The sequence below is a fragment of the Cryocola sp. 340MFSha3.1 genome, assembly GCF_000383315.1.
In the GTDB taxonomy this organism is placed as follows: domain Bacteria; phylum Actinomycetota; class Actinomycetes; order Actinomycetales; family Microbacteriaceae; genus Leifsonia.
Window position 1 is genome coordinate 530,291 of sequence record NZ_KB911087.1, and the last position, 13,261, is coordinate 543,551.

The following is a 13,261-nucleotide window of genomic DNA, read 5'->3' on the forward strand; positions in this document are numbered from 1 at the left end:
TTCTTCGACTGGGCGAGAACGATCGTTCTCGCCGGTGATCCGACTCTAGCGAGAACTATCGTTCTCAGTCAAGCTACAATCGGAGAATGGCGGATGAAGAGATGTGGACCCGGATCGTGGACGCTGCCGACGCGCTCTACTACGCGCGCGGTTTCCACGCCGTCGGCATGGATCAGGTACGGGATGCGGCGGGCGTGTCGCTGCGACGGCTGTACCAGCTGTTCCCCTCGAAGGACGACCTCGTGCTCGCGGTGCTCGCGAAGCGTCACGATCTCTGGACCGACGGCGTCGCCGCGAGGGTCGCGACCGTCGACGGCGCCGAGGCGCGCCTGCTCGCGATCTACGACTACCTGGCGGACTGGTTCATCGAGGACACCTTCCGCGGGTGCGGCTTCATCAACGCGTTCGGCGAGCTCGGCGCGGCCGACCCGCGCGTGGCGGAGGCCGCCCGGCGGCACAAGGAGTCGTTCCAGACGTTCGTCGCCGAGCTCGCCGCCGAGGCGGGGGCGTCGCCCTCGCTCGCGCCGCAGCTGGCGATCCTCGCCGAGGGCGCGCAGACCACGGCCGCGATCGCCGGGACGCCCGACGCCGCGGCCGACGCGCGCGCGGCCGCCCAGGTCCTCATCCGCGCGGCGCTCCCAGCCCCCACGGCCTGACCGCCTTCCCTGCCTCCCGGCCGGAGCGCATTCACAGGCGGGGCGCCTGGCCGCGGTGTACAGGAAGATATACGATCCACTCGGGGCATCGCGCCCCTCCTCCGACGTCGAAGGGACTCCGAGTGCTCGATCGCCCGACCATCCAGGCCATCGCCGACGAACTCGCGACCGCCGAACGCGACCGCACGACGGTCCCGCTGCTCACCGCCCGCCATCCGGACATGACGGTCGAGGATTCGTATGCGGTCCAGCGTCTGTGGGTCGAACGCGGACTCGCCGAGGGACGCAGGCTCGTCGGCCGCAAGATCGGCCTCACCTCCAAGGTCATGCAGCAGGCGACCGGCATCACCGAGCCCGACTACGGCGCGATCTTCGCCGACATGGTCTACGAGACGGGCTCCGTCATCCCGTTCGACCAGTTCTCGAACGTGCGCATCGAGGTCGAGCTCGCGTTCGTCCTCGGCGAGCCGCTCGAAGGCCCCGACGTCACCCTGTTCGACGTGCTCAGCGCCACCCGGTACGTCGTGCCCGCCCTCGAGATCCTGTCGTCGCGCATCGAGATGCAGGGCCGCACGATCGTCGACACCATCTCCGACAACGCGGCGATGGGCGGCATGGTCGTCGGAGGCCGGCCGGTGGCGGCGGATGAGGTGGACCTGCGCTGGGTCTCCGCCCTGCTGTACCGCAACGAGACCATCGAGGAGTCCGGCGTCGCCGCGGCGGTGCTCGACCATCCCGCCACGGGCGTCGCCTGGCTCGCGAACAAACTCGCCCAGCATGGCGGCCGACTCGAGGCCGGCGACATCGTGCTCGCCGGTTCGTTCACCCGCCCGATGTGGGTCGAACGCGGCGACACCGTCCACGCCGACTACGGAACCCTGGGAGCCGTCACATGCCGATTCGTCTAGATGCCGCGCCGACGTTCGCCGACCGTCTGCGCGACGCCGACCGCACGCTGTTCGGGATGTGGTCCTGCGCGGGCAGCCCGCTGGTCGCCGAGATCTGCGCGGGCAGCGGGCTCGACATCGTGCTGATCGACGGGGAGCACTCCCCCGTGAACCTCGAGTCGATCCTCGCCCAGCTGCAGGCGGTCGCGCCGTACCCGGCGGTTCCGGTGGTGCGCGCCCCGATCGGCGACCCGGTCGTGATCAAGCAGCTGCTCGACCTGGGCGCCCAGAACATCCTCGTCCCGATGGTCGACAGCGTCGCCCACGCCGAGGCCATGGTGCGCGCGGTGCGCTACCCGCCGCACGGCGTCCGCGGCGTCGGCAGCGCACTCGCACGATCTTCGCGCTGGAGCCGCATCCCCGACTACCTCGCCCGCGCGAGCGACCTCGTCTCGCTTACCGTGCAGATCGAGACGACCGAAGGGCTCGAGCAGGCGGCGGCGATCGCGGCGGTCGACGGCGTGGATGCGCTGCTCGTCGGCCCCGCCGACCTCGCGGCCTCGATGGGCCTGCTCGGACAGCAGAACCATCCCGACGTCGTCGCAGCCGTCGAGTCCGTGATCGCCGCCGGCCGCGCGGCGGGCACCCCCGTCGGCGTGAACGCCTTCGACCCGGCGACGGCCGACCGCTATGCGGCCGCCGGTGCCGCGTATGTGCTCGTCGGCGCCGACGTCACCTTGCTCGCGCGGGCGTCGGAGGCACTTGCGGACCGTTTCATCGGCGCGACGCCCGACTCTCCCGCTCCGGCCGCGTACTAGCTTGAAGAGGCTCCAGCGATTGTATATGATCTCGAATACGGTCCCAGACCGTCCCCGACGATGAGGAGGCACCACCCGTGACGGACATCCCCCGCCCCGGCAAGATCATCGCGGTACACCTGAACTACCGCTCGCGCGCCGCACAGCGCGGACGCACCCCCGCGCAGCCCTCCTACTTCTTCAAGCCCTCCTCCTCCATCGCCGAATCGGGCGGCGAGCTGGAGCGCCCCGCCGGCACCGAGCTCCTCGCCTTTGAGGGCGAGATCGCGCTGATCATCGGCCGCCCGACCCGCCGGGTCTCCCCCGAGGACGGCTGGGCTGCCGTCTCCGGCGTCACCGCCGCGAACGACTTCGGCCTCTACGACCTCCGCGCCGCTGACAAGGGCTCCAACGTCCGCTCGAAGGGCGGCGACGGCTTCACGCCCCTCGGCCCCGCGGTCCTCCCGGCCGCCGACCTCGACCCGGACGCCCTCCGCGTCCGCACCTGGCTCAACGGCGACCTGGTGCAGGAGGGCACGACCGACGACCTGCTCTTCCCGTTCGGCCGCCTTGTCGCCGACCTCTCCCAGCTGATGACCCTGGAGCCCGGCGACGTCATCCTGACCGGCACCCCGGCGGGCTCGTCGGTGACGACCCCCGGCGACACGGTCGAGGTCGAAGTGGATGCGCCCACAGCGCCGGGCGCGCCGACCACCGGCCGCCTGGTCACCCGCATCACCGAGGGCAGCATCCCGTTCGGCGACTTCGGAACCACACCCAGCGTCGACGACCATCAGCGCTCCGAGGCGTACGGCACACCCCCGGAGCCGTCGTTCACCCTGACGGACGAGCTGCGAGCGAAGCTCGCGAGCGTCGCCACCGCCACCCTCAGCTCCCAGCTCCGCAAGCGCGGTCTCGACAACGTCTCCATCGACGGCCTGACCTCCACCCGGCCCGGCACCCGGGTCGTCGGCACCGCTCGCACGCTCCGTTACATCCCGAACCGGGAGGACCTCTTCGCCTCGCATGGCGGCGGGTACAACGCGCAGAAGCGCGCGTTCGACTCGGTCGGGCCGGGTGAGGTGCTGGTGATCGAGGCCCGCGGCGAGCGCGGAAGCGGAACCGTCGGCGACGTCCTCGCCCTGCGCGCGCAGGTCAACGGCGCGGCCGGCATCGTCACCGACGGCGGCGTGCGCGACCTCGCGGTGGTCGCCTCCCTCGACATCCCGACCTACCACAACGGCCCGCATCCGGCCGTGCTCGGCCGCAAGCACGTGCCGTGGGACACCGACGTGACCATCGCCTGCGGCGGCGCGGCCGTGCAGCCGGGCGACGTGATCGTGGGCGACGCGGACGGGCTGCTGGTCATCCCGCCCGCCCTGGTCGAGGAGGTCGTCACTGACGCGATCGAGCAGGAGCGCGAAGAGGAGTTCATCGCCGAGCAGGTGGCGGCCGGCCACCCCGTCGACGGGCTGTTCCCGATGAACGCCGAGTGGAGAGAGAGGTACCGCGCATGGCAGACGCAGCGCTGAAGGCCGCGGCCCCGAGCAAGTCGCAGCTCGCGTACGAGTTCATCCGGGCCCGCATCGACGACGGCCGGTACGTCTCCGGATTCCGGCTCGTGCTCGGGCAGATCGCTGGCGAGTTGGACATCAGCGTCGTCCCCGTGCGGGAGGCCATCCGCCGGCTGGAGGCGGAGGGGCTGGTGACGTTCGAGAAGAACGTGGGCGCCCAGGTCGCCCTGCTGCACGAGGCCGAGTACACGTACACGATGGAGACGCTCGCCCTCGTCGAGGGCGCCGCGACCCAGATGTCCGCTCCCCTGCTGACCACCGACCACCTGGAGCGGGCCAGGGCGATCAACCGCGAGATGATCGCGTGCCTCGACGACTTCATCCCGCACCGGTTCACCGAGCTCAACCAGCAGTTCCACGCGGTGCTCTTCGAGGAGTGCCCGAACCCGCACATCCTCGACCTGGTGCACCGCGGCTGGAACCGCCTGACCGTGCTGCGCGACTCGACGTTCAGCTTCGTTCCCGGCCGTGCCCGCGAGTCCGTCGACGAGCACGAGCACATCGTCGAGCTGATCGAATCCGGCGCCGAGCCGCTCGAGATCGAGCTCGCCGCCCGGCGCCACCGGCTCGCCACCCTGGACGCCCTCCACCGCCGCCAGGAGCAGGCGGCCGCGAGCGAACAGCAGCAGCCGTGACCGTTACGACCGACAGGAGGCCGCGCATGGCGCAGCACCACATCCCCGAGAACCTCCCGGACACCATCCGGCACTTCATCGACGGCCGCTTCGTCGACAGCGTCTCGGGCGCGACGTTCGACGTGCTCGACCCGGTGTCGAACGAGACGTACGCGCAGGCTGCAGCCGGTCAGAAGGAGGACATCGACCTGGCCGTGGCCGCCGCCCGCCGCGCCTTCCGCGAGGGTCCGTGGCCGCGGATGAAGCCGCGCGAGCGGGCGCGGGTGCTTAACCGCATCGCCGACGCGGTCGAAGAGCAGGATGCGCGCCTCGCCGAGCTCGAGACCTTCGACACCGGCCTCCCGATCACCCAGGCGCTCGGTCAGGCGCAGCGTGCCGCGGAGAACTTCCGCTTCTTCGCCGACCTGATCGTGGCGCAGGCCGACGACGCCTACAAGGTCCCCGGCAGCCAACTGAACTACGTCAACCGCAAGCCGATCGGCGTCGCCGGACTCATCACCCCCTGGAACACGCCGTTCATGCTGGAGAGCTGGAAGCTCGCCCCGGCGCTCGCCACCGGAAACACGGTCGTGCTGAAGCCGGCCGAGTTCACGCCGTTGTCGGCGAGCCTGTGGGCGGAGATCTTCCGTGAGGCCGGCGTGCCGGACGGCGTGTTCAACCTCGTCAACGGTCTCGGCGAGGAGGCGGGTGACGCGCTGGTGAAGCATCCCGACGTCCCGCTCATCTCGTTCACCGGCGAGAGCCGGACCGGGCAGCTGATCTTCGCGAACGCCGCGCCGTTCCTCAAGGGCCTGTCGATGGAGCTGGGCGGCAAGTCGCCCGCTGTCGTGTTCGCCGACGCGGACCTGGATGCGGCGATCGACTCGACGCTGTTCGGCGTGTTCTCGCTCAATGGCGAGCGCTGCACGGCCGGCTCCCGCATCCTGGTCGAGCGTCCGATCTACGACGAGTTCCTGGAGCATTACGCCGAGCGGGCGAGGAACATCGTCGTCGGCGACCCGCACGACCCGAAGACCGAGGTCGGCGCGCTCGTGCACCCGGAGCACTTCGAGAAGGTCATGTCGTACGTCGAGCTCGGCAAGCAGGAGGGACGTCTGCTCGCGGGCGGCGGACGCCCGGAGGGTCTCGAGCACGGCAACTACGTCGCGCCGACCGTTTTCGCCGACGTCGCGCCTGACGCGCGGATCTTCCAGGAGGAGATCTTCGGCCCGGTCGTCGCGATCACCCCGTTCGACTCGGACGAGGAGGCGCTGGATCTCGCCAACGGCGTGAAGTACGGCCTCGCCGCCTACATCTGGACCAGCGACCTGGAGCGCGCGCACACCTTCGCCCAGAACGTCGAGGCCGGGATGGTGTGGCTCAACTCGCACAACGTCCGCGACCTGCGCACGCCGTTCGGCGGCGTGAAGGCCTCCGGACTGGGGCACGAGGGCGGATACCGCTCCATCGACTTCTACACGGATCAGCAGGCCGTGCACATCACGCTGGGCCCCGTCCACACCGCCCGCTTCGGTGCGAGTGCGCACCAGCCGGAGGAAGCGGCGGAAGCGGCCGAAGACGCCGGCGACGCCTGACCCCGCATCCATCACAAACCCGCACAGACTCAACGCAGAGGACGCACCACCATGACCATCACCCCCGACTCGCCGGAGCCCACCGTGACCGGCAGCGACCCCATCCCGGCGCCGACCGACCGCATCCCGACGCCGAAGGCCACCCCGCCGGACGTCGTGCGGTGCGCCTACATGGAGCTCGTCGTCACCGACCTCGCCGCCAGCCGCGAGTTCTACGTCGATGTGCTCGACCTCGTCGTCACCGAGGAGGACGAGAACGCCGTGTACCTGCGGTCGTTCGAGGAGTTCATCCACCACAACCTCGTGCTGCGCAAGGGACCGGTGGCGGCCGTCGCCGCATTCGCGTACCGGGTGCGGACGCCGGAGGACCTGGACCGCGCTGTCGCGTTCTACACCGAGCTGGGCTGCCGCGTGGAGCGTCGCGCCGAGGGCTTCACGAAGGGCGTCGGCGACTCGGTGCGCGTTGAAGACCCGCTCGGCTTCCCGTACGAGTTCTTCTACGAGGTGGAGCACGTGGAGCGCCTCGCCTGGCGCTACGACCTGTACACGCCCGGCACGCTCGTCCGGATCGACCACTTCAACCAGGTCACCCCCGACGTGCCGCGCGCCGTGAAGTACATGGAGGACCTCGGCTTCCGCGTCACCGAGGACATCCAGGACGAGCACGGCACCACCTACGCCGCGTGGATGCGCCGCAAGCCGACCGTGCACGACACCGCGATGACCGGCGGCGACGGCCCGCGCATGCACCACGTCGCATTCGCCACCCACGAGAAGCACAACATCATCGCGATCTGCGACAAGCTGGGCGCCCTCCGCCGCAGCGACTGCATCGAGCGCGGACCGGGCCGTCACGGGGTCTCCAACGCGTTCTACCTGTACCTGCGCGACCCCGACGGCCACCGCGTCGAGATCTACACGCAGGACTACTACACCGGCGACCCGGACAACCCGGTCGTCACGTGGGACGTGCACGACAACCAGCGCCGCGACTGGTGGGGCAACCCCGTCGTGCCGTCCTGGTACACGGAGGCGTCGACCGTCCTCGACCTCGACGGCAACCCGCAGCCGCTGACGAGCCGCACCGACGACTCCGAGATGGAGGTCACCATCGGCGCGGACGGCTTCTCGTACACCCGCAAGGGCGAAGAGGCGCAGGGCTTCAAGCTCGGCGCACAGGTGTAGTCCGGTGCGCGTGCCGCTGGTTCTACGTGGGCCAGCGGCGTGCGCTAGGGTCGAGCCATGATTCATCGGGGGGTGGGTCGCGGCGCCGCGGCTCTGTTCATCGTGGCGGTCACCGCGGTCGTCTCGGGATGCTCGTTGCTCGCGCCGGCCGCATCCCGCCCGACGTCGACGCCGACCGAGACGCCGGATCCCGTCCCCATCGCGCAGCAGCTCCCTGACCTGCGCGTGGCCGGGCAGACCATCGCGACGGGTCAGCTGCAGGCCGTGGAGCACGACCCCGGCGACGGGATGCCTGCAGAGCCACCGCTGACCGGCGCGGTGCGAGTGGTCGTCAACTCGTGGCTCCGGGTCGAGGTGCACGTGCGGCCCGACGCCCCGCTTCCGGCGGGGAGCGCCGACGCCTCCCGACTGCACGGCTACTCCCTCCTCGTGACGAACGCCCGCCACGATGGCAAGCCGGATCCGGTGCAGCCCATGGTGTTCGGCCTGGACTCGGACCTCGTCAGCGTCACGCCCGACGGCGAGCTCGTGCTGCCCATCCCGCCGGGCTTCACGTCCGAAGGCGATCCGTCGTACCTGCACTCCATCGAGGAGACGGTCGGCGGCTCCGGCGTCATCGCGGCCGCGCCGTTGACGTGGACCCTGCCCTCCCCGTTCCCGGAGCTCCAGGCCGCCGACCACGGCCCCGTGTCCTTTGCCCGGGGGAAGGCGATCGTGAAGGACGGCGTGCTGACCGGTTACGTCCCCAACCCCTACGACACCCTCTTCGCCGTATCGCGTCGCTTCGGCCTCACCGAGGTCGAGCTCGTCTGGCTGAACCCCGCCCTCCTGTTCGGTTCCCCGGAACCGCAGCTGAAGTACGACGTCGAGATCACCCTCGACCCGGCGAACCGCTGACGCGACGACGGCCGTCGTTCAGCCCGATGCCCCCGGCGCATCCCGATGCACGACGTAGACGTGGAGCAGTCGCCCCTCCGAGCTGAAACCGTGCCGCTCGTACACGGGCACCGCCCGCGGGCTGGAGTGCACCGTCACGCGCTCGAGCCCCCGCTCGCGAGCGCTGTCCACGACGGCGTCGATCAGCCGGCCGCCGATCCCGCGGTTGCGATGTCCGGGGGCGACGTACGCGCACTGCAGGTCGCCGGACGCGCGGTCGAACGCGCGCGCGCTCGGGACCCGCGGGATGACGGCCAGCCACGTCATCCCGATCACCGCGCCGTCCGCGACGGCGACGAAGCACTCGTGCGTGTCCTGATGGTCGCTCGCCCACTCGGCGAACTGCTCCGCGAACACCTCGCGTGGATCGAGGGCCTCACCCCCGAACTCGAACACCGAGTCCCAGCGCAGCCCGCCGACCGCCGCCCACTCCGTCGGCCGCGCCGGCCGCACGTCGATATCGCCCATCCCGCCAGCCTATGACGGGCCCGTGAGCGCGGGCGTAGTGTCGCCGCATGAATCCGCGTCGGCCTCGCAGCCAGTTCGTGGCGCTTGTCGTCATCGGTCTGGTGGTCGCCGTCGGCGAGACGCTGTCGTTGCTCTTCCTCACCGGATCGGGAGGAGTGGATGCGGTGGGCGTCCTCATCGTCGCCGCGGCCCTCGCCATGGCGATCGTGGGCGTGATCGGGCTGCGACGGCGGTCCGCCGAGCAGGATCGGAAGCGCTGATGGTCTTCCTCCATCGGGCTGTCGAGCTGTGGTTCCGGATCATCTCGCCTCTCGGCGGTCTGCTGTTCGGCGTCGTCTTCCTCCTGTGGGGCTTAGGGGTGCTGCCGGGTCAAGATGGGCGTGTGGACGGGCGTCTGGAGTTCGCGATTCTGGGCGCCGTCCTGATGCTTCTGGCGCTGACCGGCTTCGTCCTGGCCAACACCAAACGTGCTCGGCGCGCCTGGAGGACGAGTCTCGGCGTGGTGCCGGAGGACGACTCGGTGGAGAGGGTGCCGTAGCGTTCTCGGTATGCCGATCAGCATCTCCGCCCTGCCCGAACTCTCCTGGACCCACACTCCCGGCGACGCCGACGTCGACCCCTCGACCGAGGTGCTCACTCTGACGGCCGCCGCCGGGGTCGACTGGTCGAACGACGCGCTCGGCGCGCACTCGCAGCACGCCGCGACCGCGCTCACGCTCGAGGCGCCCGCGGGCGACTTCGCCCTGTCCGCCCGGGTTCGCGTCGCGGAGCCCCGCACGACCTTCGACGCCGGCGCCCTCGTGCTGTGGAGCGACGACGACCACTGGGCGAAGCTGTGCTTCGAGTTCTCGCCGCAGGGTCAGCCGATGGTGGTGAGCGTCGTCACCGACCGTTACTCGGACGACTGCAACAGCACCCACGTCACCAGCGGCGAGGTCTTCCTGCGCGTCGCGCGCGTCGGGGAGGCGTGGGCGTTCCACTCGTCGACGGACGGCGTCCAGTGGGACTTCGTCCGCCTGTTCCGGCTGGACGCCGGCGCGGACGCCTGGAGAGTCGGCTTCCTGTCGCAGGCACCGATGGGCGACACCTGCACCGCGACCTTCGACCGGATCGCGCTCCGCCACGACGGGCTCGCTGACCTCCGCAACGGGGAGTGAGCGGGCCTCAGACGCGCTCGACCACCTCGAACCGGTTGCCGTCGGGGTCGTGCGCCGCGAACATCGCCGGGACGTCCGGCCAACGGAGCACCTCTCCCACGTCGGCGCCGGCTCGAACCAGGGTCTCGTGGGTGCGCTCCGCGTCGAGCGTCTCGAAGCGGATGCCCGTCTCGACGCCCGCGGGAGCATCCGGCTGGGCCGGCACCAGGGACACCGACACCGCGGAGCCGGGTGGCGCGAGCATGATCCAGCGGCTCCCGAGTTGCGGGAGCGGCGCGTCGACCCGCACCTCGAACCCGAGGACATCGCGGTAGAACGCGAGCGCGCGATCCTGGTCGGAGACCGGGATGCCGATGGTGCTGACGCCGACGATGCCGGCGCCTTCCGTGTCCGTCATAGGCGACATCCTCCACCATCGAGCGCTCGGCGGGGAGGGTCGCCGCCGCGACGAGCGGACGATGCGGCTATGCGTCGGGAGGGGCGACCGCCACACGGAAGCGCGGTGCGGCGGGCTCGCCGTGCAGCGCCAGACGGGCGAGCACATCGCCGAGCGCAGGACCGAACTTGAATCCGTGACCCGAGAACCCGGTTGCGATGACGACCTTCCCGACGCGGTCGAGCACGAAGTCCTCCTGCTCGGTGCTGTCGTAGAGGCAGCTGATGCCCTCGGGATGCGTCGCATCGACACCCGGCACCCACTCGGCCACGTACTGCTTCAACTGTTCCAGTCTGTCGGGATCGATGCGCCGATCGCGACCGTCCGGGTCCACCTCCGGGCCGACGCCGTGGAACCCGACCTTGACGCCCTCCCCCGGTGTCAGCAGTCCGTAGGCACTGGCCACGCCGTCACGGGTGGGGTGGTGCACGAAGCTCGGCCACGCCGTCTCCGTGTCCGCCAGGCCAGGAAGTACCGGGAAGTGCGCCGGTTGTTCCTCCGTCACGCGTACCTCGGGAAGCTCCACATTGTGAGCCGAAAGCCAGGGACGCAGGAGTGACGGCGTCCACGAGCCTGCCGTGACGACCACCAGGTCGGCTGTATGGGCGCCGCCGTCGATCACCACCGTCACACTGTCGCCGGAGTCCTCCACTCCCATCGCACGGACGCCGAAGCGCAGCTCCGCTCCCGCGCCTTCGGCTGCATCGAGAAGGGCGTCCAGAGCGTCGGCCGCCCGCAACCGGCCGCCGCCCGGGCTGAACAGCACATGGTCCTCGAACCGGAGGCCCGGCCAGCGCGTCTCGGCCGCGGCACCTGTCAGCCACTCGTAGGGCAGCCCCGCCGCATCCTGCGCCTCGGCGATCGCCTTCAGCACCACCGGATCGCCGTGGTCGACCGCTCCCGTCGCGTCGAGCAGCGTCCGGCCGCTGATCCGCTCCAGCTGCTTCCACCCGGTGAGCGCGCGGACGGACAGATCCACATAGTCCTGCTCCGCGTAGCCGTGGCGGAAGATCCTGGTCGCACCGTGCGACGACCCGCGATCGTGGCCGCGTTCGAACGCCTCCAGCAGCAGCACCGACGCTCCTTCGCGCGCCAGCGACAAGGCCGTCGCCGCGCCGACGACACCCGCGCCGATGACGATCACGCTCGTTGCCATGCCGCCACCCTATCGAGCGGCGGACGACGATCCCGCCGTGCCTCTGCGCATTCGCAGCGGGTGGCCCTTGAGGGATCCGGCATCCGGACATTGGATGGAGTCCCACGATGAAAGGACGGCAGGCGATGTCGACTGATCAGTACCACGAGCCGCCAAGCGAGCTCAGCGAGGAGACGCGGACGTTCGCGCGGATGTGCGCGAGCCTGTCCGAGGAGGCGGAGGCGATCGGCTGGTACGAGCAGCGCATCGCCGTCGAGAAGGACGAGGTCGCGAAGGCGATCATGCTCGACTCGCTCGCAGAGGAGTACAAGCACTTCAGCATGGAGCTCGAGTTTCTGCTGCGGGCGAAGCCGCAGTGGCGGGAGACGGCGAAGGGCATCCTCTTCCAGCACGGCGACATCGTCCAACACGGCGAGGAGGCCGAAGAAGCCGCCTCCTCCTAAGCCTCCCTCCTTTCCTCCGTCGAGGTGCACGTTGTTGCGGTCGACACGCCGCGCGAGACCGCAACAACGTGCACCTCGGCGAGCCTTGCCCGACCGACTCACGCGTCGACGTGGATGAGGAACACCCAGGCGCTGAGCACCCCACCGACGAAGGCCACGAACACCGCCGGGACGAGCACATACACGCCGGCCTCCCCGACGACGACCATGAGGATGCCTGCCGCGAGCAGAGTCACGGAAGTCACCACGTTCGGGTTGATCCGTTGAATCGCGCGCCCGAGCGGGGTCGGCGACGGCGCAGTCGCCCGCCGGTCCAGCACGAGCAGCGTGACAGCCGTCAGCACCGCGAGGACGATCACCTCGATGCCGAGAACCCTCGCAGGCTGACCGGGCACGGCGAGGAGCACCGCCACCAGCAGCATCGCGGTGAAGAGGCTCAGCGTCTGAGCCGCCCGGAGGCGCAGTTCGGTGGACCTGGCGATGGCCTGGATTCGGATGGACACGGCCACGAAGAGCAGGCCGAGGAGCGCCGCCGCCGCGCCGCCGACGATGGTGGCGAACACACCCCAGTCAGCCATCGTCACTCGCCGAAGTCCGAACCGCGGCCGGGGATGAGGAGGCCCGTCGCAAGGAGAGCCGCCACCCACGCGACGACCGGTCCGAGGACCGGCGCGAGTGCCAGCGCGGCCGTCGCGCACACCGCGCCGACCGGCAGAGCGAGCACCGAGAGCACCCGGACGCCCTGGCCGTGGGCGGTGCGCAGCGCAAGGTCCTGCATCGTGGTGGTCAGCGTTCCCGTGACGTAGGTGGTGGTCACGCCATCCACATCGGAGAGCTTCTTCGCCGCCACGGTCTGCAGTGCCAGCGCAGCCGCGGAGAGAGCGATCACCACGCAACGCTCCACCGTGCTGTCGGCGCCGGGCAGCACCATCCAGATCACGACGACGACGGTCTGCACGGCCGCAGACGGCAGCACCAGGCGACGGAACGCCCGTCGTGCCGTCGCTGAGACGGTCGTCGGGGCGCGCGTGAGCCGGAAAGCGGTGTAGAGCACGCCGACGAACGAGACGATGGCCACCCCGGCCGTCAGAAGGGTCAGCGCGAACTGGGGCCGGGTGAACATACCGCTCAGGATGAGGTTCCCGGTCATGTTCGCCGTGAAGATCCCCCCGAGGGCGAGGAAGGCGAAGGCGTCGGCCGCTCCCGCCGAGAAGGACAGCAGGACCAGGGCCAGATGGATGCGGCGCACCCGTCCGGGATGCGTCGACGGGACGAGTTCCGGCGTACCGGTCACATCGGGCCGATCGGAGACGGTTCGTCGGTCATGGGTCGCTCTCCCCTGGGGCGATGGTGCCGG

17 protein-coding genes are annotated in these 13,261 nt (G+C 70.3%); 12 read left to right on the plus strand and 5 right to left on the minus strand.

Going from position 1 to position 13,261, the window contains the following annotated elements; translation table 11 throughout:
- Positions 1-86: 86 nt before the first annotated feature.
- The 8 genes from H284_RS0102535 (at position 87) to H284_RS0102570 (ending at position 8,205) form a co-directional block, all read left to right on the plus strand.
- On the plus strand, positions 87-656 hold the full coding sequence (locus tag H284_RS0102535) for a TetR/AcrR family transcriptional regulator (RefSeq protein ID WP_018190610.1): 570 nt from the start codon (positions 87-89) through the stop codon (positions 654-656).
- Positions 657-778: 122 nt separating this feature from the next.
- On the plus strand, positions 779-1,564 hold the full coding sequence (hpaH, locus tag H284_RS0102540; protein WP_018190609.1) for a 2-oxo-hept-4-ene-1,7-dioate hydratase: 786 nt from the start codon (positions 779-781) through the stop codon (positions 1,562-1,564).
- Complete coding sequence (locus tag H284_RS0102545; protein WP_018190608.1) at positions 1,549-2,361, plus strand: HpcH/HpaI aldolase family protein; 813 nt, start codon at positions 1,549-1,551, stop codon at positions 2,359-2,361. Before hpaH ends, H284_RS0102545 begins: the two co-directional genes overlap by 16 nt.
- A gap of 77 nt (positions 2,362-2,438) precedes the next feature.
- Positions 2,439-3,872 carry a fumarylacetoacetate hydrolase family protein gene (locus tag H284_RS0102550; RefSeq protein ID WP_018190607.1) on the plus strand — a complete coding sequence of 478 codons (1,434 nt, stop codon included), beginning with the start codon at positions 2,439-2,441 and terminating at the stop codon, positions 3,870-3,872.
- A complete protein-coding gene (locus tag H284_RS0102555; protein WP_018190606.1) occupies positions 3,854-4,549 on the plus strand; it encodes a GntR family transcriptional regulator in 696 nt (231 codons plus the stop codon). Before H284_RS0102550 ends, H284_RS0102555 begins: the two co-directional genes overlap by 19 nt.
- A 26-nt stretch (positions 4,550-4,575) precedes the next feature.
- Complete coding sequence (gene hpaE / locus H284_RS0102560; RefSeq protein ID WP_018190605.1) at positions 4,576-6,123, plus strand: 5-carboxymethyl-2-hydroxymuconate semialdehyde dehydrogenase; 1,548 nt, start codon at positions 4,576-4,578, stop codon at positions 6,121-6,123.
- Positions 6,124-6,174: 51 nt separating this feature from the next.
- Entirely contained in the window at positions 6,175-7,308 is a 1,134-nt protein-coding gene (gene hpaD / locus H284_RS0102565) for a 3,4-dihydroxyphenylacetate 2,3-dioxygenase (protein WP_018190604.1), read from the plus strand.
- Between the two features lie 57 nt (positions 7,309-7,365).
- Complete coding sequence (locus H284_RS0102570) at positions 7,366-8,205, plus strand: hypothetical protein (RefSeq protein WP_231371051.1); 840 nt, start codon at positions 7,366-7,368, stop codon at positions 8,203-8,205.
- 18 nt (positions 8,206-8,223) lie between these two features.
- Here H284_RS0102570 and H284_RS0102575 read toward each other — a convergent pair whose 3' ends face one another.
- The gene (locus H284_RS0102575; protein WP_018190602.1) at positions 8,224-8,712 is read right to left on the minus strand and encodes a GNAT family N-acetyltransferase; all 489 of its coding nucleotides are present in this window, start codon (positions 8,710-8,712) and stop codon (positions 8,224-8,226) included.
- Between the two features lie 47 nt (positions 8,713-8,759).
- On the opposite strand from H284_RS0102575, the gene H284_RS0102580 reads away from it, so the two are divergent.
- The 3 genes from H284_RS0102580 to H284_RS0102590 are packed head-to-tail and all read left to right on the plus strand — an operon-like array spanning position 8,760 to position 9,869.
- Positions 8,760-8,972, plus strand: a complete 213-nt coding sequence (locus H284_RS0102580) for a hypothetical protein (protein ID WP_231371052.1) — start codon at positions 8,760-8,762, stop codon at positions 8,970-8,972.
- Positions 8,972-9,250, plus strand: a complete 279-nt coding sequence (locus tag H284_RS0102585; protein WP_018190600.1) for a hypothetical protein — start codon at positions 8,972-8,974, stop codon at positions 9,248-9,250. Before H284_RS0102580 ends, H284_RS0102585 begins: the two co-directional genes overlap by 1 nt.
- Before the next feature lie 10 nt (positions 9,251-9,260).
- A complete protein-coding gene (locus H284_RS0102590) occupies positions 9,261-9,869 on the plus strand; it encodes a DUF1349 domain-containing protein (RefSeq protein ID WP_018190599.1) in 609 nt (202 codons plus the stop codon).
- Between the two features lie 7 nt (positions 9,870-9,876).
- Here the strand turns inward: H284_RS0102590 and H284_RS0102595 are convergent, their stop codons facing one another.
- Together H284_RS0102595 and H284_RS0102600 are read right to left on the minus strand one after the other, a co-directional pair.
- Complete coding sequence (locus H284_RS0102595) at positions 9,877-10,266, minus strand: VOC family protein (protein WP_020075036.1); 390 nt, start codon at positions 10,264-10,266, stop codon at positions 9,877-9,879.
- Positions 10,267-10,333: 67 nt separating this feature from the next.
- Positions 10,334-11,461, minus strand: a complete 1,128-nt coding sequence (locus H284_RS0102600; protein ID WP_020075037.1) for an FAD-dependent oxidoreductase — start codon at positions 11,459-11,461, stop codon at positions 10,334-10,336.
- Between the two features lie 125 nt (positions 11,462-11,586).
- Here H284_RS0102600 and H284_RS0102605 point away from each other — a divergent pair, with 125 nt between their 5' ends.
- Positions 11,587-11,904, plus strand: coding sequence for a ferritin family protein (locus tag H284_RS0102605; RefSeq protein WP_020075038.1), 318 nt, complete (start codon positions 11,587-11,589; stop codon positions 11,902-11,904).
- A 98-nt stretch (positions 11,905-12,002) separates the two neighbouring features.
- On the opposite strand, the gene H284_RS0102610 is transcribed toward H284_RS0102605, so the two are convergent.
- Together H284_RS0102610 and H284_RS0102615 are read right to left on the minus strand one after the other, a co-directional pair.
- On the minus strand, positions 12,003-12,482 hold the full coding sequence (locus H284_RS0102610; protein ID WP_231371053.1) for a hypothetical protein: 480 nt from the start codon (positions 12,480-12,482) through the stop codon (positions 12,003-12,005).
- Positions 12,483-12,484: 2 nt separating this feature from the next.
- Positions 12,485-13,198, minus strand: a complete 714-nt coding sequence (locus tag H284_RS0102615; protein ID WP_020075040.1) for a DUF1275 family protein — start codon at positions 13,196-13,198, stop codon at positions 12,485-12,487.
- Positions 13,199-13,261: the final 63 nt, after the last annotated feature.